The sequence below is a fragment of the Photorhabdus sp. RM322S genome (assembly GCF_042879395.1).
Taxonomy (GTDB): Bacteria; Pseudomonadota; Gammaproteobacteria; order Enterobacterales; family Enterobacteriaceae; genus Photorhabdus; species Photorhabdus khanii.
The window spans coordinates 49,430-68,445 of record NZ_JBHFKW010000016.1; the positions used below are offsets into that span (position 1 = coordinate 49,430).

The 19,016-nt window shown below is 36.0% G+C and carries 11 protein-coding genes and 7 pseudogenes; 15 read left to right on the forward strand and 3 right to left on the reverse strand.

The annotated features are described in order from the left end of the window. Positions 1-2 precede the first annotated feature (2 nt). The 4 genes from ACGF63_RS11440 to ACGF63_RS11455 all read left to right on the forward strand — a co-directional run bounded on the left by ACGF63_RS11440 (position 3) and on the right by ACGF63_RS11455 (position 4,963). On the forward strand, positions 3-1,160 hold the full coding sequence (locus tag ACGF63_RS11440) for a DegT/DnrJ/EryC1/StrS aminotransferase family protein (RefSeq protein WP_166287669.1): 1,158 nt from the start codon (positions 3-5) through the stop codon (positions 1,158-1,160). Beyond that, a complete protein-coding gene (locus tag ACGF63_RS11445) occupies positions 1,161-1,772 on the forward strand; it encodes a sugar transferase (RefSeq protein ID WP_387630813.1) in 612 nt (203 codons plus the stop codon). A 9-nt stretch (positions 1,773-1,781) separates the two neighbouring features. Continuing rightward, a complete protein-coding gene (locus ACGF63_RS11450) occupies positions 1,782-3,659 on the forward strand; it encodes a polysaccharide biosynthesis protein (protein ID WP_387630815.1) in 1,878 nt (625 codons plus the stop codon). Between the two features lie 350 nt (positions 3,660-4,009). Beyond that, the gene (locus ACGF63_RS11455; RefSeq protein WP_387630817.1) at positions 4,010-4,963 is read left to right on the forward strand and encodes a DMT family transporter; all 954 of its coding nucleotides are present in this window, start codon (positions 4,010-4,012) and stop codon (positions 4,961-4,963) included. An 838-nt stretch (positions 4,964-5,801) separates the two neighbouring features. Here the strand turns inward: ACGF63_RS11455 and ACGF63_RS11460 are convergent. Then, positions 5,802-6,412: pseudogene (locus ACGF63_RS11460) on the reverse strand (IS6 family transposase). Positions 6,413-6,545: 133 nt separating this feature from the next. Between ACGF63_RS11460 and ACGF63_RS11465 the strand changes: the two are divergent. The 7 genes and pseudogenes from ACGF63_RS11465 to ACGF63_RS11495 all read left to right on the forward strand — a co-directional run bounded on the left by ACGF63_RS11465 (position 6,546) and on the right by ACGF63_RS11495 (position 12,624). Next, positions 6,546-7,478, forward strand: coding sequence for a hypothetical protein (locus tag ACGF63_RS11465; protein ID WP_387630819.1), 933 nt, complete (start codon positions 6,546-6,548; stop codon positions 7,476-7,478). A 52-nt stretch (positions 7,479-7,530) separates the two neighbouring features. Beyond that, positions 7,531-9,330: an aminotransferase class I/II-fold pyridoxal phosphate-dependent enzyme gene (locus ACGF63_RS11470; RefSeq protein ID WP_387630822.1), complete on the forward strand. Its 1,800-nt coding sequence runs from the start codon at positions 7,531-7,533 to the stop codon at positions 9,328-9,330. 13 nt (positions 9,331-9,343) lie between these two features. Further along, positions 9,344-9,733, forward strand: coding sequence for a ParB N-terminal domain-containing protein (locus ACGF63_RS11475; protein ID WP_387630825.1), 390 nt, complete (start codon positions 9,344-9,346; stop codon positions 9,731-9,733). Positions 9,734-9,773: 40 nt separating this feature from the next. After that, positions 9,774-9,965: pseudogene (locus ACGF63_RS11480) on the forward strand (IS630 family transposase); the annotation flags it as partial. A gap of 128 nt (positions 9,966-10,093) precedes the next feature. Next, positions 10,094-10,234: pseudogene (locus ACGF63_RS11485) on the forward strand (transposase family protein); the annotation flags it as partial. A 362-nt stretch (positions 10,235-10,596) separates the two neighbouring features. After that, on the forward strand, positions 10,597-11,802 hold the full coding sequence (locus tag ACGF63_RS11490) for an oligosaccharide flippase family protein (RefSeq protein ID WP_387630828.1): 1,206 nt from the start codon (positions 10,597-10,599) through the stop codon (positions 11,800-11,802). A gap of 9 nt (positions 11,803-11,811) precedes the next feature. After that, the gene (locus tag ACGF63_RS11495) at positions 11,812-12,624 is read left to right on the forward strand and encodes a phosphorylcholine transferase LicD (protein WP_387630830.1); all 813 of its coding nucleotides are present in this window, start codon (positions 11,812-11,814) and stop codon (positions 12,622-12,624) included. 445 nt (positions 12,625-13,069) lie between these two features. Here the strand turns inward: ACGF63_RS11495 and ACGF63_RS11500 are convergent. Then, positions 13,070-13,517 (reverse strand): annotated as a pseudogene (locus tag ACGF63_RS11500) (IS1634 family transposase); the annotation flags it as partial. A 101-nt stretch (positions 13,518-13,618) separates the two neighbouring features. Between ACGF63_RS11500 and ACGF63_RS11505 the strand changes: the two are divergent. Beyond that, positions 13,619-14,996 (forward strand): annotated as a pseudogene (locus ACGF63_RS11505) (IS4 family transposase). Here the strand turns inward: ACGF63_RS11505 and ACGF63_RS11510 are convergent. Beyond that, positions 14,981-16,192, reverse strand: a pseudogene (locus tag ACGF63_RS11510) (IS1634 family transposase); the annotation flags it as partial. The pseudogenes ACGF63_RS11505 and ACGF63_RS11510 overlap by 16 nt on opposite strands. Before the next feature lie 185 nt (positions 16,193-16,377). On the opposite strand from ACGF63_RS11510, the gene ACGF63_RS11515 reads away from it, so the two are divergent. The 3 genes and pseudogenes from ACGF63_RS11515 (at position 16,378) to ACGF63_RS11525 (ending at position 18,830) form a co-directional block, all read left to right on the forward strand. Beyond that, the gene (locus tag ACGF63_RS11515; RefSeq protein ID WP_387630833.1) at positions 16,378-17,313 is read left to right on the forward strand and encodes a hypothetical protein; all 936 of its coding nucleotides are present in this window, start codon (positions 16,378-16,380) and stop codon (positions 17,311-17,313) included. Positions 17,314-17,336: 23 nt separating this feature from the next. After that, a pseudogene (locus ACGF63_RS11520) lies at positions 17,337-17,717 on the forward strand (GDP-mannose 4,6-dehydratase); the annotation flags it as partial. Positions 17,718-17,792: 75 nt separating this feature from the next. Further along, positions 17,793-18,830, forward strand: a complete 1,038-nt coding sequence (locus ACGF63_RS11525; RefSeq protein WP_387630835.1) for an IS630 family transposase — start codon at positions 17,793-17,795, stop codon at positions 18,828-18,830. Positions 18,831-19,016 lie beyond the last annotated feature (186 nt).

Genomic DNA, 19,016 nt, shown 5'->3' on the forward strand with positions numbered 1-19,016 from the left:
TCATGAACTCTTTTTTTCTCCCTTTCGCACTTCCAGAACTCGGCCAAGAAGAAATTGATGAAGTTATTGATTCACTTAAAACGGGTTGGATAACTACCGGACCTAAAGCCAAAAGATTTGAACAAGATTTTGCTCAGTATTTAGATTCTGATGTTGAAGCAATCGCGGTAAACTCAGCAACAGCTGGATTACATTTAGCGTTGGAAGCCATTAATATCCAGCCTGGTGATGAAATCATCGTCCCTACTTACACCTTTACAGCAACAGCAGAAGTTGTCCGTTATCTGGGCGCTCACCCTATTTTTGTTGATTCTTTACCTAACAGCCTGAATATTGATCCAACAGCCATAAGAAAAGCAATAACATCCAAAACTAAAGCGATCATACCGGTGCACTTTGCCGGTTTATCCTGTGATATGGATGAAATAATTGCTATAGCTAAAGAATTCAATCTACGAATCGTTGAAGATGCCGCTCACTCATTCCCAACCTTATACAAAGGAAAAAAAATTGGCACTCTGGACACCGATGTAACCGTATTCAGTTTTTACGCCAATAAAACTATGACAACAGCTGAAGGTGGAATGCTAGTAACCAGAAATCCAGATATTATAAAAAGAGCAAAAGTCATGCGCCTGCACGGCATTAGTAAAGATGCCTTTGACCGATATCAATCTAAAATACCAGCCTGGTACTATGAAGTCATTGAACCAGGCTATAAATATAATATGCCAGATATTTGTGCAGCCATCGGTATTCACCAATTACAGAAAATAGACTCTTTTCAGAAGAAAAGAGAAGAGATGGCTAAATTTTACGATAGTGAATTAAAAGACCTACCCATTATTTTACCGACTAAACCTAAAGAACCTAATAGTCAACATGCCTGGCATTTATATACTATTAGATTGAATGATGAGGTTAAAATATCAAGAGACGACTTTATAATAAAAATGGCAGAAAAAAATATAGGTTGCTCTGTCCATTTTATCCCACTACATAAACAACCCATATGGAAAAACACCTATTCTCTTGATAAAAATAACTTCCCTGTAGCAGAAGAAAACTTCAAAAGAATTGTATCCATTCCCTTATACACAAAAATGACCCAAGAAGACCAGATCTACGTTATCGAAACAATTAAAGGAATTCTTGAATAAATGAAAATAAATTATTCAATAATAAAAATAGTTTTTGATTTCACTGCATCCTCAATTGGGCTAATTATCCTTTCTCCTATCTTAATCGCGATTGCCATTTGGATAAAAATAGACTCGAAAGGACCTATTTTTTTCCGGCAAAAACGCGTAGGTCAATATAATAAAGATTTTTATATTCACAAATTTAGAAGTATGACTACCGATTCAGAACAGAAAGGCCAACTCACTATAGGTCACGATCTCCGTATTACAAACTCTGGAAAATTTATACGTAAATACAAACTTGATGAACTAGCTCAACTCATTGATGTTGTTCAAGGAAAAATGAGTCTAGTTGGACCAAGACCAGAAGTCCCACAATTTATGGATAAATATCCAGATGACGTAAGAAACAAAATATTATCTGTCAAACCTGGAATAACAGATTTAGCTTCTATAGAAATGATCGATGAAAATCAAATATTAGATAAATATGCAGATCCTCATCAAGCCTATATTGATATTGTGATGCCTATAAAAGCCAAATACTACTTAGAATATGTTGATGACAAGTCATTTTTCCATGACCTGAAGATTATTTTTAAAACAATTTACAAATTAGTTTTTAGGTAATTTAAAATTATGAATAAAAGAATAGTTTTTGGCCAAAACAGACTAATAAAGACCCTCGTTCTTCTGGTAGTAGATATATTTATAATCAGTATTTCATACTGGCTAAGTATGTGGCTACGTCTTGACAGAGAAGTACCAATCTATAGTTTACAACATTGGATAACTATTATATTCACAATACCTTGCACGCTCTTTATATTTTTAAGAATTGGCTTTTATAGATCGATATTGAAATACGTTAATATGAGCATATTAAAATGGGCTATTATTGGCTCATTATCATCGACTCTATTCTTAACAGCATTCTCCTTATATCAACAAGCATTCTTACCCAGAACTGTGCCTATTATTTATTTCTCTTTTCTGGTTATCTCACTCTGTGGTACAAGGTTCTTATATAGAACACTGCGTAATCTATTAAAGTATAAAGGAGCCCCAGTAATTATCTATGGTGCAGGAGAATCTGGTCGGCAACTTTTACCCATATTAACAATGCATAGAGAATTCAACCCCATTGCCTTTGTTGATGACAATACCAAATTACATAATTTATCTATTCATGGGGTTTACGTCTTCTCTCCAGAAAAGATAAATTTTCTAGTAGAGAAATATAATATCAAGAAGATATTACTCGCTATACCCAGTGCTTCAATATCCAATAGAAAAAAAATAATTGAGAGACTACAAAAAGAACATTGTGAAATACTCACCATCCCAAGCTTCAATGATCTGGTTGAAGGAAAAGCCCAAATAAACTCACTAAAGCGGGTTTCCATTAATGATCTACTAGGAAGAGAACAAGTTAACCCATTACAAGATTTACTCAGTCAAAACATCCGAAATAAAAGCGTACTGATTACAGGTGCTGGCGGTTCAATAGGATCCGAACTGTGCAGACAAATCATCAATCAATCTCCATCTCAGATGATACTATTTGAGCTAACAGAATATTGTCTTTACTCAATAGAAATGGAGCTTCAAAAAATAAATTCAGAAAGAGAACTCAATATAAATATCATTCCAATTTTAGGTGATATAAAAGACTCAGACAAGATAAATAAAATAATAAACAAATTTAACATTAACACAATATACCATGCTGCTGCATATAAACACGTCCCACTGGTAGAAATGAACACACTGGAGGGTATAAATAATAATATTTTTGGCACACTTTCACTTGCTCAGGCGGCACTTAAACAAAAAGTTGAAAAATTTGTATTAATCTCTACCGATAAAGCCGTCCGCCCGACCAACACAATGGGGGCAACAAAAAGATTTGCCGAACTTATACTGCAAGCTTTTGCTAAAGAAAACAGCCATACAAAATTCTCGATGGTTCGTTTTGGTAACGTTCTAGGCTCATCGGGCTCAGTGGTACCCCTTTTCGAGCAACAAATGAAAAATGGTGGACCAATAACGCTAACTCATAAAGACATCACACGTTACTTCATGACTATTCCGGAAGCCGCCCAATTAGTTATCCAGGCAGGCGCGATGGGCAACAATGGCGACGTCTTTGTTCTGGACATGGGCGAGTCAGTAAAAATTTATGACCTTGCCCGAAAAATGATTAACCTCTCCGGCTTGACAGTTAAAGATAAAACCAATCCTCATGGTGATATAGAAATCAAAATTACCGGATTAAGGCCAGGAGAAAAGCTTTATGAAGAGCTACTCATTGGTGATAACGTTTCTGGCACCAATCATCCTAGAATAATGACAGCAAATGAAATTTGCTTACCTTGGGATAAATTAAACTCATTATTAAATGACTTAAAGATATCTTGTGAAAATTATGATTTCGAAAACATTAGAAAGATTCTTATTAACTCCCCTATTGAGTTTCATCCCAAAAAAGATTGTACTTACGATCTTTTAAAATAATATCTAAGCTTTCTAACTGGCTAAATAAACATAATATAACCATATTAATTACTGGAGGAGATGACTATACCAGCTCACACACTGCATCCGTGAAGATACTCAACGGATCCGGCTGAAAGCTATATTGGTTATCTGGATAAACAACAACCCTATGAAATTTTTAATATATAAGTAATTAAACATCATATAATTCAAAAAATTAAAATAACAAGCCAACAAAAACCTCATCATTAGATATATCATATGCATTATACTTCCTTCAATTTTTTCCTCAAAAAAGGAAAATGGAAATTATGGAATTAACCTCTTAATACGAGCCCATAAATTTATGAAAAAGTACCCAAATAGCTATGTTTATCAACCGTAAAGTAACAGCAAATGCCTATGGACTATTCTCTGGTGTTTTTTGGGGACTCACTGGTGTTCTTTTAGCTATCTTATTAAAAAACAACATTCTTTCTTCTTATTTCCTTATACCTATCATTATTGCCTTTCTTAATGACCTGATTTCATGTGTATACATGTTTATATATCTGCTATATCAGAATAAATATCGGGCAATAATCGCCATCACTAAGAATAAAAAATATTGGATAATCGTACTGGCAGCTATGCTGGGTGGCCCAATAGGCATGTCTTGTTATATCCTGGCCATTCAACATATTGGTGTTGGTTATACAGCAATTATCGCTGCAACCTACCCTGCCATTGGTTCTCTAATATCATTCTGTCTATTTAAAGACAGAATTCACCTTATAGGAACATTAGGCCTGATATTAGCCGTTGTATGCACCATAATACTAGGCTATTCAACAACAACACAAACAATATCCAACTGGACAGGATTCCTTTTTGCCTTTATCTGTGCACTGGGTTGGGGATCTGAAGTTGTTATCAGTTCCTACGGAATGAACAACAATATACCTGCTGACATCGCCTATTTTATAAGACAACTATCCTCCTCGGTAGGTTATACTATCCTTATCATAATATTCATTTTCTCGCTGCCTAATGTAATACCTATCTTCTCAAGTTTCACACTATCCAGCCTGCTACTAATAACTTCACTGACAACGACCGTATCATACCTCTTCTACTATCGAGCAATCAGCATACTCCAGCCTATTCGAGCGATGGCTTTAAACATCACCTACACCGTTTGGGCAATATTCTTTGCCTACTTCCTTCTGGATGAATCCATCTCTATAAAATTATTAATCCTGTGTATAGGTGTTTCCTTAGGCTCATTCTTAACCGCTATCAACCCTCATAACATCAAAAAATTAATATTGGATCTCAAGTGAGTAAAATTATAAAAAATTTCTTCACAATGTAATAGAATTAAAGTCAGCCAATATTTAAAAATAGGAAGTATAAACAGCGGACTATCATTGTGGACAACATTGAATGGAGGAAATGCCTTATGTACTGCACTGACTAAATGGCCCTATTCCAAAAACACAGAAGAAATACAGGTCTTATGATATAAAATAAAGAACTCCATGAATAAGATATTATCTAAAACCCTTCAAAGTGGCCCCATTGATCAGAAAAAATAACATTTTCACACCTTGCTTTAATTAAACAACTAACTGTATACCCCTTAAGCCTACCAAACTTGACTCCCACCTAACAAATAACCTCGAATCCAACCACAGGAACGATTCCAACAAAAAACCATCAAAATCCCCGATTAGCAGCCTTATTTTATCAATTAATTAAACAAGCAGCTTGTTAAGCTTGACCCGGAGAAGCTTACAGTTTACTCTCCCCCCAAATAGTTACAAAATCTTATCCCCCGTTACTTTTTGTTACGACAGACAAAAATACTGGAAAATCAATATGGTGGATAAGATTATAGAATCCTATAGGCGTTCTGGGAGCCAAAAACCTAGTGCGGTAGCTTTATTTAATGGTTATTAGAATGCTGACTCAGGTTTTTCATTTCTATAATGATAATGCAAGAAAATTTCTACCTGTTAAGCACAAAAGTTATTAAATAATTTCATTTAGTGGATATCATAAAATTAACACAGGTTCAGAAACAGTATAAATCATTTGGCCAAATTAATATAAAAGACATTATCTTAGGCACTGTTGCAAACAGGATGATCGATTACACGTTATTGGGAAAATTCACTTTTAAAGACCAAGTACTCGATTCTCCAAACGGACTTCGCCTAAAGGATGGTTAAAAATACCACGGAGAAGCTTGGCCTTTGAGTAATGCCCGCATCACTTCAATCCCTTGAGCGTTGCATAGGCCGTTTCAGCGATTTGAAACCCAGTATCAGGTGAATATAATGCGTTTCAGTTTACCGTGATCACACTCAATCCGGTTATTCAGGTATTTGATTTGTCGTTGCTGAACATGCACAGGACATTTCCCTCCATATTTCAGTCGATTGAACGCTTTACCATAGGTGGAAACCTTATTGGTATTGAGAAATGTTGGGCACTTCATGTTCTCGTACCCCTTTCAGTGCTTCCCTAAAAATCGATATGCAGCAAAAGTATTGCGTCGAGGTGAGGGTAAAAATCAATGGTATTACCGTGATTATCAATCGCCCGATAGAGATACATCCATTTACCGGCAATCTTCACGTAAGTTTCATCGAATTGCCAAGCATGTTGATATTTGGGATGCCGCCAATACCACCGTGAGCATTCTTCCATTTCAGGGGCATACCGCTGAACCCAACGATACCGCGGGGTATGAATTTGCAGTACCAACGTACTGCACAAAGGATAATTACACCCTATAGTATAATAATTAATAGAAAGAACTTGAAAGCATTAACTTTGATCTGATTGCAAAATCAGGGTGTCTATAATCACTTTATTTATTAAGATTATACATAAATACTTTATATAGAGAGTTTTAAAATGAAATTATTATCAAATGAGGATATTATTTCTTTAAATATATCACCTAAAGCTGTTTATGAATGGGTTTCTGAATCAATAAAACAAAAAAGATTATCCATTCTCCCTGCAAAAATTAGCTTAAAACCTCAAGAAGATATATTTTATAATTTTATGCCATCGCTACTTCCATCTATAAATATAGCTGGCATCAAAGTTGTTAATCGTTATCCAAGTAGGTTACCGGCTATAAATAGTCAAATATCACTTTATAATATGGAAGATGGTTCTATCCAAGCAATATTAGATGGTAATTTTATTACTGCAATGAGAACTGGAGCAGTTGCAGTACACTCTATCATATTATTTGCTAAAAAAAACTTCGGAATTATTTCATTTATCGGATTAGGTGTTCAAGCAAAAGCAACATTAAAAATACTATCTAGTATCATTGATAATAGAAAATTAATTATAAAAATAAAAAAATATAAAAATCAACATATAGATTTCATTGAATTTTCAAAAAAACATTTTATAAACAACAAGGTAATATTTGAGATCTGTGAAAGTTACGAAGAGTGTATAAGAAATAGTGATGTAATAATATCATCAGTAACATATTTCGATAAAGATATTGTGAAAAATGAAATATTTAATGAAGGTTGTGTAGTAATACCAATACATACTAGAGGCTTTTCTAATTGTGACTTATTCTTTGATAAAGTTTATGTTGATGACTTTTCTCACGTTGCTTGTTTCAAATATTTTGATAAATTCAAAAATAAATCAACCGAAGTCACGGATGTTATACTTGATCCTAATCTTGGAAGAAAAAATAATAAAGAAAAAATAATATGCTATAATATAGGATTGTCTGTTCATGATCTTTTCATTGCAAACAAAGTCCTTCAATTATCAGAAAATAAAAAAATAGGTTTGGATTTTAAATTTTAACCCTCAAAAAACATCATTAAGAAAATAATTAATCTATTTTAGGATAAAATATATGCAAGTATTAATTCCAGCAGCCGGAATGGGCAACAGACTTGGTAAATATACCAATGATAAAACCAAATGCATGGTAGAAGTACATAATCTTACTCTTATCGAAAGAAGTTTAAATATACTTTCTCAATATAATATATCTCGTATAATTTTAGTTATTGGATATGAAAAAGAAAAGCTAAAATCTTTTTTAGGTAATAATTATAAAGGAATAGAGATAATCTATATAGATAATAATATTTATGATAAAACAAATAATATTTACTCTATTTTTTTAGCTAAAAATAAACTTATTGAAGATGATACAATATTATTAGAAAGTGATCTAATCTATGAAGAGAAAATAATAGGCAATCTACTATCAAATAAATTCCCTAATTTGGCTGTTGTAGATAAATATCAACCATGGATGGATGGTACTGTTGTAGAAATAAATGATGAATTTGATATTGTAAATTTTATTTCTAAAAAAGATTTTGATCTTAATAAAACAGATAAGTATTATAAAACAGTTAATATATATAAATTTTCTAAAGAATTTCTTGCAAATATATATGTACCATTTCTTGAAGCTTATTCAAAAGCATTAGGTCAAAATGAATACTATGAACAAGTGTTAAGAGTAATAACTTTATTAGATACTCAAGAGCTAAAAGCATTACCATTAAATAATGAGAAATGGTATGAAATAGATGATATCCAAGATCTAGATAATGCTGAAGTTATTTTTTCACCCAAGGGTGAAAAGTTAAATCTACTCAACAAGCGATATGGTGGATACTGGCGTTATAATGACATCATTGATTTTTGTTATTTAGTGAATCCTTACTTTCCGAATAACACCTTCATTGGTGAAATGAAAAATTCTTTCAATACTCTTATAAGAGAGTATCCTTCAGGAGCTAATGTACAATCATTACTTGCAGCTAAATTATTCAAATGTAATCCAGACCAAATTGCTGTTGGCAATGGTGCCGCTGAACTAATTGATAAACTTGCTGACGAATTAGATATAAAATTAGGATTATTTATACCTACTTTTGAAGAATACTCAACTAGATTTAATAATGTCGTATTAGAGAAAGTTTCCAATAAAAACTTCCAATACAATAAACAAGATATCATTAAATTAGCACAAAAATCAGAGGGTGTTATATTAATTAATCCAGATAATCCATCCGGTAATTACATTTCACATTCAGACATCCTAGAACTGATTGAGTGGTTCAAAAAAGAACAAAAAACATTTATTGTGGATGAATCGTTTGTTGATTTTGCAGAAAACGGCCTACAGTCCAGCCTTCTTTCAGAAGAACTACTAAATAGCTATGAAGGACTTATTGTAATAAAAAGCATCAGTAAAAGTTATGGAGTACCAGGAATTCGATTAGGTGTTATTGCATCATCCAATATCACCTTAATAAATAAAATTAAAAAATACATCCCAGTATGGAATATTAATTCTCTTGGCGAGTTTTTTCTCCAAATAATCGGCAAATATGAAAAAGTCTATCAACAAGCTTGCTATAATATTATTAAAGAAAGAAATATCTTGTTTGAACAGTTATCACAAATACCTTTCTTACGCCCTATAAAATCCCAAGCCAACTATATTTTATGTGAAGTATTGAAAAATAAATCATCTGAAATTATTTTAACTTTATGCAATGAGCATAATATTTTAGCTAAAGATTGCTCTGGTAAAAAAGGTTTTAATAACGGAAATTATATTAGATTGGCTGTAAGAAATTCCTACGATAACCAATACCTAATTGATTGTCTTAAAGAAATAAAACAATGAAAGGACTCTATCTGTGTATAGATTAGAACTTATCAGTATTGATACTATCCAAGTAACAGAAGAGCATATAGCAGAACGAGTTAATTGGCTTGAAGAAAAAATAAAACAAGAGGGACTTTGGAGAGTTCCTCTTCTTCTTGAATATAACACATTTGCTATTATGGATGGACATCACCGTTATGAAGTTGCAAAACGATTAGGGCTAAAACGAGTTCCCTCTATACTACTATCTTATAGTAACGACAACGTCCAAGTTACCTCATGGAGAAATGACTTCATAATAAATAAAGAGATAGCATTAGAATGCATTTCACAAAAAAAAATTTTTCCTCATAAAACAACAAAGCATATTATTACACCATATCCTAATGAAATTTCCATACCTATTTCTTTCCTATACTAATCATCATTGAAGATGCTTGATTTATTACTCAAATTTCATCATGCTGACGACCATAAAAATTCATCTGGCCCATCACAAAAACAGTCCCTTGAATTAATGCATGACACAACTCGCGACAGACTGGTATGCGATCGCATTAAAGCCGTTCTTTTAGTTTCCGAAGACGACTGCCCAGATGATTGTTCAAGCCTTGCGTATTTATGAAAGTACTGTGAATCGCCATCTGAAGGATAGGGCTGAACCTCACATTTTTAGCAGGATTATTATGATTACATAAAAATCACACTCTGGCTTTTTATGGCACTTTCTCTCATTAACACCGGTAAGATCACGTTATTCCATAAAAAAGTGATTTTGATAATGAGTATTTTTAATTATATCAATGAAATAGCTGCCCCTCGTTCTGACATCAACAAAAAACATGAATTGATGGATGTCATTTTTTTGGTCTTTGTGGCGGTATTGAGTGAGGTTTCAGGGTGGAAATCGATTCAAGAATTTAGCGGGGTGTTGGATGTTAACCTTTCGGGAAGATGCGTTACCACTCAAAGACCCAGATGGTACGGCACAGACAAATGGTACTCTTTAATCGGATTGCATAAATGTGATTAAACAAGATACCTGTATGTAAAGACAGTCAGACGGCCAAACGCTGAAGAGCAACCTAGTCAGGAGAATTTCGTAGTCAACTTATCTTTGGTTAAATTAAAGATAAAATGGAATCCCATCCCACCCCACCCCCAAAATGGGTTAATCAATCTATTTTTAACTCAATAAACCGAAATTCAAAATTCAAGTGATATTCACATTTAATAAGACCAGTTTTATTGAAAACGAGAATAAAGAGAGGTTCTCTAAATAATATGTCATTAAGAAGAAATATTAGTGGATTAGCTATTTCTCAGATATTTAGTTATATTGTACCATTATTGCAATTTCCCTACCTAAGCCGAGCTGTAGGGGATGTTTTCTTTGGTATTATAATATTTTCGCTATCTTTGACTCAAGTGGCAATGATCATAACTGATTTTGGATTTAATTTATCAATATCAAAAAAAATAGCAGAGGGTCGGAACAGTAAAAAATGGTTAGGGGTATTTCTATATCAAACTTCTATAATAAAAATTGGCCTTGCTTTAATCGCTATTTTATTTATTTTTACTATATTAATTGCGTCAAAAAATTCTTTTCCTAAAGAATTGGTTATAGGGTTATTGGTGTGTGTTTTTTTTAATGCCTTTAATCCATATTGGATTTTTCAAGGCTTAGAAAAAATATATATATATAGTTTAATTGTTATTGTTGTAAGATTGCTTAGTTTCGGCGGAGTATATTTTATAATTCGCAACCCACATGATTATGTATATTATGGATGGATTCTGGCTTTCCAAGCGTTTGTAATAACATTAACCAGTTTCCTTATACTAGCATCATGGAAAGTAACTTTAACAATAACATCAAAAAAACTAATTTATAAGCAGTTTTTTTATAGTTTAGAATTCTTTTTTTCTCGAGCTTGTGTTTCTCTTTATTCATCTGGATGTAGTGTATTTTTAGGAACATTTGGTGGAAGTTTATCTCAAGTTGCAATTTATGGTGTAGCAGAACAGCTTTACAAAGCGGGTATACAAGTTTTTGGTCCCGTACTCACAGCATTAACCCCTTATATGGTAAGAACGAAAAACTATAAATTATTTTATCAAATAGTTATTGTTTTTGGCTTATTGACGACTTTGGGAGTGACTATCGGATGGTGTTGGGGAGACTCTATAATAAGGATTATATACGGTAAAGGGTATGATCTCGCCAAGCCTGTATTAGATATTTTCATGCTAATAACAATTGCAAGCGTTTTTGGTATGCTTTTCGGTTACCCTGCTCTTATGCCCTTGGGACTAGCAAAGGTTGCTAATTTTAGTGTGATTGTTTCTGGATTGTTACAAATTTTAATGTTGTTGTTCCTTTATTTTGGCGTTTTCCCGATCACAGCTATAACTGTATGTATTACATATCTTATATGTGATTGGAGCATGCTATTAATTCGGCTTTATTATTTTTTATATAAATAGGTAATTAGTATGAGTACTATATTAAGGGAAGCTCAATTAAGTATGTTATCGCTTTTAAAGGAAGTTGATAGAATTTGCAGAGAAAATAATATTGATTATTGGATAGGTGCAGGGACATTATTAGGCGCAAAAAGGCATGGTGGATTTATCCCTTGGGATGATGATATTGATATTTATATGGAGAGAGTTGCTTTTAATAAATTTTTGAAAGTTTTCTCTAACGATATAAATAAGAAGCATTTTTTCTTGCAGACAGCTTTTACTGATCAATACTATGTTGATTTTAATATACCTTGTAAGGTGAGATTAAATGGAACAAAAATAATAGAGGAAATTGAAATTACATACTCTTATTATGATGAACGATCACATCATGGGCTATTTTTAGATGTTTTTCCTTGTGATCGATACTCAGAAAATAAATTTATTAGAATGTTTTTTGAGCGTTTGTTAGCCCAATTTGTAAATGTAAAAATTAAATCAAAATATTCGAATTTAACATTAGGAAAAAAAATAATTTCGAAGTCGTTTTCATTGTTATTTAGTAAAAGTATCCTTCTTTATCTTGTAAGTAAGCTATCTTCTATGATGTCAAAAAGAAGAAAAAAATATTTGCTTGGAACCGGTATTGAAACGCCTTTTTCCACAGCCTATTTTAAATATGATGATATTTTTCCACTGAGAGAAATTTTGTTCGAAGGAAAACCATATAAATGCCCTAATAAAATTGATTTATATCTATCAAAAATGTATGGAGATGATTATATGGAATTACCACCTGCCAGCAAACGTGTCAGGCATCATCACCATATCGAGTTATAATAGTCTAGTCATAAGATAATTAGATCTCTGTAAGAGACCATCCTAATTAGGTGCTGTTTTGTATTTTATTAAACCTGTCTTTTTCATTTAATGAAAAATCAGGGCTATCGACTGGAGCAAATTTGTGCCGAATGACTGTTTAACTAAAGCACCACTGGAGGGATAAAAAAATAGGCCAAAACCCAGCGGATCAGGGAAAACAAAGCATAAAGAAAAACTTGCTAGCTGACGGTCAGAGCTTACCGCTAACCCTTGTAGCTGCTTTTTCCAATACACATGATAGTTATTTGTTAATAAAATCTTATAATTTGGTTTCGAATCATGTTGATTGTGCGCAAAACCTAATAAAATAGGAATATATTTTCTATTTTTTCAAATAATCATTTATTAGATAAATAAAAAAATCAATGATAATAACTATTATAACCGACATTCCGCACCCAATTCAGGAATAAAAAGACTCGTATGGTGGTCCCAATATTTTCAGCTGGGCATGTTGGTACAGTTGCATTCCCGTCACCATCCGGTTTTCTTGAAATTCAAAGGTATTAATACCTTCGAAAGTTAAAAATACCCAACGAGAGGTGGGCGATTGCGTCTGCTGCTGCTTCATATCCGGGTAGAATGCTTTGCTTTGTTTCAGACCCGTGCGAATTTTATGTTCCAGCGCCGCATACACCATTAAACTACACGTCATCACCATCAATAAGGCTTCGATGCGTTCCGGTTTTTTCAGGTACATTGATTGAGGTTAAGAACTCGGGACTTTTTAGGAATCGAAAACCTCGCTCAACTTTCTGCTGGGCTTTGTAATTCGCGAGCAACGCGGCCATATCCAGCGCCTTATCGTCCGTTTCATTGGTCGCCAAAATAAACATCCCCACCTTGAGTCTGTCTCTTATACACAAATCCCTCAGTAAATATTGAGGAATTTGTGTACTTCTGCCTAAATGATAGTTTTCAGGATAAAACGATAAATTGAGGTAAATTGACCCTGTTTGTAACGGAAGCAGGACACTGGGCAAAAGAGACGTTCTCAGGCGCAAAACTGGGTGACCAGCGGCGCACCGAACGGTTGGTAAAAGTCTCCTCATCACTCGCTAACAACATAGGAAAATCGATTGTGAAATCTCTGGATACCCCCGCTGATATCGAAGCGGCTTACCGTTTTATCCGTAATGCGGATGTTAAAGCCGATGCCATTGCAGAGGCGGGTTTTGCGGCCACCGCTGCGCGGGTTAAATCCTGTGACTGCCTGCTCGCGCTGGAAGATACCACGACGCTGAATTTTACGCATGAAACCGTCAGGGATGAAATAGGCTATACCTCATCCAGTCAAAAACCCACGGGAATGCTGGCACATTCAGTACTGCTTTTTGCCCCCAATCAACAACAGGTTGTCGGGTTGATTGAACAAAAACGCGGGGTGAGAAACATCAATGACTATGGCAAGAAAAAACAGCGTGAGACCCGCCCGTATCAAGAAAAAGAAAGCGCGAAGTGGGAAGCCGCTTCGCGGGCGATGGCGGCGCGTTTGGGGCCTGAGATAACAAAGGTGATCAGTGTTTGTGATCGGGAATCTGATGTGATTGAATACCTGGCCTATAAGGTCATAAATCAGCAGCGTTTTGTTGTTCGTTCAATGCAAAGCCGGCGGATAGCAGAGAGTGAAGAGACTCTCTTATACCTTCAGCGATACTTTGCAGTCCGCAGGAGAAAGACAGGTTCAGGTCAGGCAACGGGGTGGCCGCAAAGCCCGGGAGGCGCTCTGTGAGATACGTTATGCGCCGGTAACCATCAAAATGCCGATGAGAAAACAAGGTGAGTCAGTCCCGCTGTACTATGTCGGCTGTCAGGAAATCAACCCTGACTCACCACTTTGCTGGCATCTTTTGACATCAGAACCCGTCAATAATCAAGAGGATGCCAAACGTATCCTGGATTACTATGAAAAACGCGGGCTGATTGAGGAGTTCCACAAAGCGTGGAAAAGCGGCGGAACGCAGGTTGAAGAGCTGCGTATGCAAAGCAAGGATAACCTGGAGAAAATGATAGTCATACAGGCTTTTATCGCCGTCAGGGTTCATCAATTGCGCTATCTGGGATTGAACAGGCAAGAGGCGGAACAACAGAGCTGCGAAACTCTCCTGAGCCCCCTGGCGTGGAAGTTATTATGGCGGAAAGTCGAGAAGAAAAAACTGCCGGGGAAAGTGCCTAGTGTTCACTGGGCATATATCACGCTGGGCAAACTGGCGGGCTGGCAAGATTCGAAGCGTAATGGGCGCATTGGATGGGAAGCCCTGTGGGAAGGCTGGTTTTTAGTACAAGTGCTGATTGAGGGCCATTTGATAGCGAAGTCTCTTGGCTTTTGAGATGTGACCAAGAGACAGACCTTGAGTCGGGCATACACGACTTTATCCAGTTGACTGTAAGCCCGGCCTGAGAGCCGGTAATGAATCTGAGAGGGTTTATCTTTAGCCGGACGTCCACGCCCTTGATACGTCATGATTTCCTCCACTTGTGGGGCGTCAATACCGATAAACTGGCATTCGGAGCCAAAATCACGCAGGGCGCATAACGCATCTTCCTTGCAGGCAAACCCTTTTTTGCACAATTTTTCAAACGCTTTCAGCTCTTTTTCCGTTGATTTGAGCGTATTTTTCGTAAAAGTCTGCCCTTCACGTTGACGGGCAGCCGCACTACTCACCAGCAACCAACGTTGAGGGATCCCGCCATAGCTGGATTCAACCCAACATCCAGCGTAACCTTCGGTGAAAGGCTGTAGCTGATGGGGCTCCACGTTCAAAAGCTGCTGTTTAGCTTCTTTGAGCGTTAACGGCACGCGGGTAATGAAGCGTTGTTTTTGCTTATGCAGTGAAGTTATTGCCTCTTCGCTATAAAGGGCGGCATCGGCGACAAAGTAGCGGCTGTTCTGCGCGGCTTTCAGACAACGAATATGATGTTTTGTGAATTCTGTGAACGCCCGGGTATCGTGGGTATTTCCGCTCATCGCCTGCATGTAAACGGGTATCCCGGCCTGATTTTCACAAATCAGCGCAAGGATAACCTGGTTCAGCTCAGGCCGATGGTCGCGGCTGTACCCCCGAACCAGTTCAATACGCTGCGTGTCGTCTTTCAGAGGAGACTTGTACTCGCCATCCACATGGAAACTGGAGATGTCGAGATGCACAGAATGGGGTGTTATGCCCAATTTATCGATGACCTGTTCAGCCAGTATCTGATAGACTTCTGACACGCCAGCCTCATATAAAGCATCCAATGTACGACCCAGCACGTCATCATTCAGATGTACAGCATCAATACCGGGGCCAATCAAACGTTCAATCGGCTTATGCTGGAAAAAACCGGAAAACATGTGCAGTGTCCGGCTGTGAAACCCCAGCCCGTTAAGGATCATCGCAAGAAAAGCCTCGCCATGAGAAACGGTGTGACCCGAATATTTTGGCATGATGGCATCAATGATACGGGGCAATCCGGCTTCATAGCAGAAAGCCGCGATGAGACCAAGGTGATCAAGACGTTTAATGGCAGGTTCTGACTTGGGCATACTCACTTTCGTAATAGATCAAAATGGGCCAACGCCGTCAATCTCATGGGAGCAATAAATATGTAAAATATGAGTAAGATCACACTATTTTTAAATCAGGAATGAGGTGCGGAATGACGGTTATAAAAAACCCCAACGTTATTTACAAAAAATAATATTATAACAAATTTAGAGGAAATGATAACATGCTTGATAAATTTAACAGAGTAGTAAAGAAATTATTCTATATAGAGGAGTGGAATATAGGAATAATTAAAAGAAAACAATCTGAGGAAAATAATGTCGCTGATTGTATATTACATTCAGATATTTTTTGGTTTAAAAAATATAATACTGTTCAAGCAGACCCATTTGTTTTAGAACATAATGATTCAGTATATATTTTCTACGAATCACTAGGGTTACTAAACTCTAAAGGAGATATCAGATGCAGAGTCCTAGATAATGATCTTAAAGAATTAGACGATATACTGCTAATGGGATTAAATGATATCCAATGCCATTTATCTTATCCGTTTTGTTTTGAAAATGACGGCAAATTATTTTTAATACCAGAATCCCATGAATTAAGTGAAGTCTCTTTATTTGAATGTGTAAGTTTCCCTAATAAGTGGAAAAAAGTATATACACTTGTTTCTGGAATAAAATTAACTGACAACTCAATAATATGCTCAAATGGGAAATATTATTTATATTCTACTGACTTAGATAATAATCTAATTCTTCATATGAGTACAGATTTGTTTGATAATTGGAAACAAATTTCCCCAAATCTAAAACTATGTAATCAATATGCCAGAGGAGCTGGATCACCACTTTATTCTCAAGATGGAATATTCTTTTTCACTCAAGAAGGTTCTGATCATAACTATGGCAGTGCCATTTTTATAAAAAAAATCAGTTCAATAGGAGAAAGCGAATTTTCGGAGGAATTAATAAGAAAAATTGAACCTATAATTGGAAGTTATAAAGATGGAATTCATACTATAAATTTTTCAGAAAACTATATAGTGATAGATTCTAAAAGATTAAAGTTTAATTTATTTTCATTTTTTATCAAACTAGTTTATAAAATTAAAACAAAGTTTCGACAATGTAAAATTAAAACAAAATTAGGATAAACTAATTATATTAAAGCGAGGCCATAAAAATTCCGCTAATTATAGGAATTACCGATCAAGATGGTTCTTATCTTGCAAAGTTACTTTTAGAAAAAGGATACATTGTTAATAGCCTAATCAGGCGTATATCATCTTTCAATACAATACATATTGATTTTTTTGTAAAAACAAAAAGATAAAATTATACTATGGCTGATTTAACTGATAGTTAGAATATTATCAGATTGGTAAAATAGACCGAGCCTGATAAAATCTACAATCTAGGAGCAATGTCTCATGTTGCTGTTTCATTTGAGTCTTCCAGAATATGCAGTTGATGTTGATACATTAGGGATATTAAGGTTCCTTGAAGCAATAAAAATAAATGGCTCTAAAAGAAGACTCGATTTTATCAGGCTTCAACACCACCTGATTGCATCTATACCCGTGCTCATTGAAAATGCTTGATTTTTCCTAAAATAAGGATCATCGTATCCGTCATGAAAATATTCATTACCGATGAACAAAAAACCGAACTCGAACACCTCCATCACACCTGTCGTGATAAGAGGGAGAGTGATCGTATCAAAGCGGTTCTGCTAGCCTCTGAAGACTGGAGTTCAGTCATGATCGCTCAGGCCCTGCGTCTGCATGAAACGACGGTTAATCGTCATATCAGCGATTACCTTAATCATCGCAAACTGAAGCCTGAAAATGGCGGCTCTCAGAGCCATCTCAGCGAAACACAGACTCAGGAACTTATCGCTTATCTGACCGCGGATCTTCTGCCCACCACACAGGCTGTTATCCGTCTTGTCGAAGAACGGTGGGATATCAGTTACACCGTTCCCGGCATGAATAAATGGCTGCACCACAATGGCTTCAGCTATAAAAAACCGACCGGCGTGCCGCACAAATCCAACGCGGAACAGGAACAGCAACGGGCCTTCATGGAAACCTACGGGAAACTGAAGCAGGAAGCCGGAGACAACGAGCCCATCCTGTTCATTGATGGCGTCCATCCCACGCAGGGAACGAAACTCGCTTATGGCTGGATGCGCAAAGGCCAGAAAACTGCGGTGAAAACCACGGGCAGCCGTACCCGTATGAACCTGATGGGTGCCCTGAATCTGGCCGATATCAGTAAAACGGTAGTACGCGAATATGACCGTATCGACAGTTATCACATCGCAGAGTTCTTCATTGCTATCCGTGAAACCTATCCGGTCAGTCAGAAGGTTCATATTATCCTTGACGGAGCCAGTTACCATCGAAGTGAGCTGGTGAAAGACTGGGCTTATGTGATGAATATTGACCTTCATTATTTACCACCCTACAGCCCGAATCTGAACCCAATAGAAAGGCTGTGGAAGGTGATGAATGAAAAGGTCAGAAATAACCATTACTTCGCCTCGACGACCTTGTTCAGGCAGGCAATACATCACTTTTTTACGGAAATATTACCGGAACTTGCCGGAAATCTGTCGTGCCGTATTAATGACAACTTCCAGGTTCTGAATCCTGCATCTTCAAGTTAAGCGGGTATATTCGGGTACGTGGAGAGCACGTTTTGCCATCTTCTGCCAAACGAACAGAAAATTCCTGCGTACAGTGGGTCAGTGACATGCTGATTTCGGCATAATAATGATGATGACGACATGTTACAACTTGAAGCGTCTAACTTACTTTTTTAAGCGAGCAGGAATTCAGGCATTTTAATCCCC

Coding starts and splice junctions, on each gene's coding strand:
- ACGF63_RS11445 (WP_387630813.1), top strand. CDS start 1,161: ATGAAAATAAATTATTCAATAATAAAAATAGTTTTTGATTTCACTGCA.
- ACGF63_RS11440 (WP_166287669.1), top strand. CDS start 3: ATGAACTCTTTTTTTCTCCCTTTCGCACTTCCAGAACTCGGCCAAGAA.
- ACGF63_RS11465 (WP_387630819.1), top strand. CDS start 6,546: ATGAAATTATTATCAAATGAGGATATTATTTCTTTAAATATATCACCT.
- ACGF63_RS11470 (WP_387630822.1), top strand. CDS start 7,531: ATGCAAGTATTAATTCCAGCAGCCGGAATGGGCAACAGACTTGGTAAA.
- ACGF63_RS11495 (WP_387630830.1), top strand. CDS start 11,812: ATGAGTACTATATTAAGGGAAGCTCAATTAAGTATGTTATCGCTTTTA.
- ACGF63_RS11515 (WP_387630833.1), top strand. CDS start 16,378: ATGCTTGATAAATTTAACAGAGTAGTAAAGAAATTATTCTATATAGAG.
- ACGF63_RS11450 (WP_387630815.1), top strand. CDS start 1,782: ATGAATAAAAGAATAGTTTTTGGCCAAAACAGACTAATAAAGACCCTC.
- ACGF63_RS11490 (WP_387630828.1), top strand. CDS start 10,597: ATGTCATTAAGAAGAAATATTAGTGGATTAGCTATTTCTCAGATATTT.
- ACGF63_RS11455 (WP_387630817.1), top strand. CDS start 4,010: ATGTTTATCAACCGTAAAGTAACAGCAAATGCCTATGGACTATTCTCT.
- ACGF63_RS11525 (WP_387630835.1), top strand. CDS start 17,793: ATGAAAATATTCATTACCGATGAACAAAAAACCGAACTCGAACACCTC.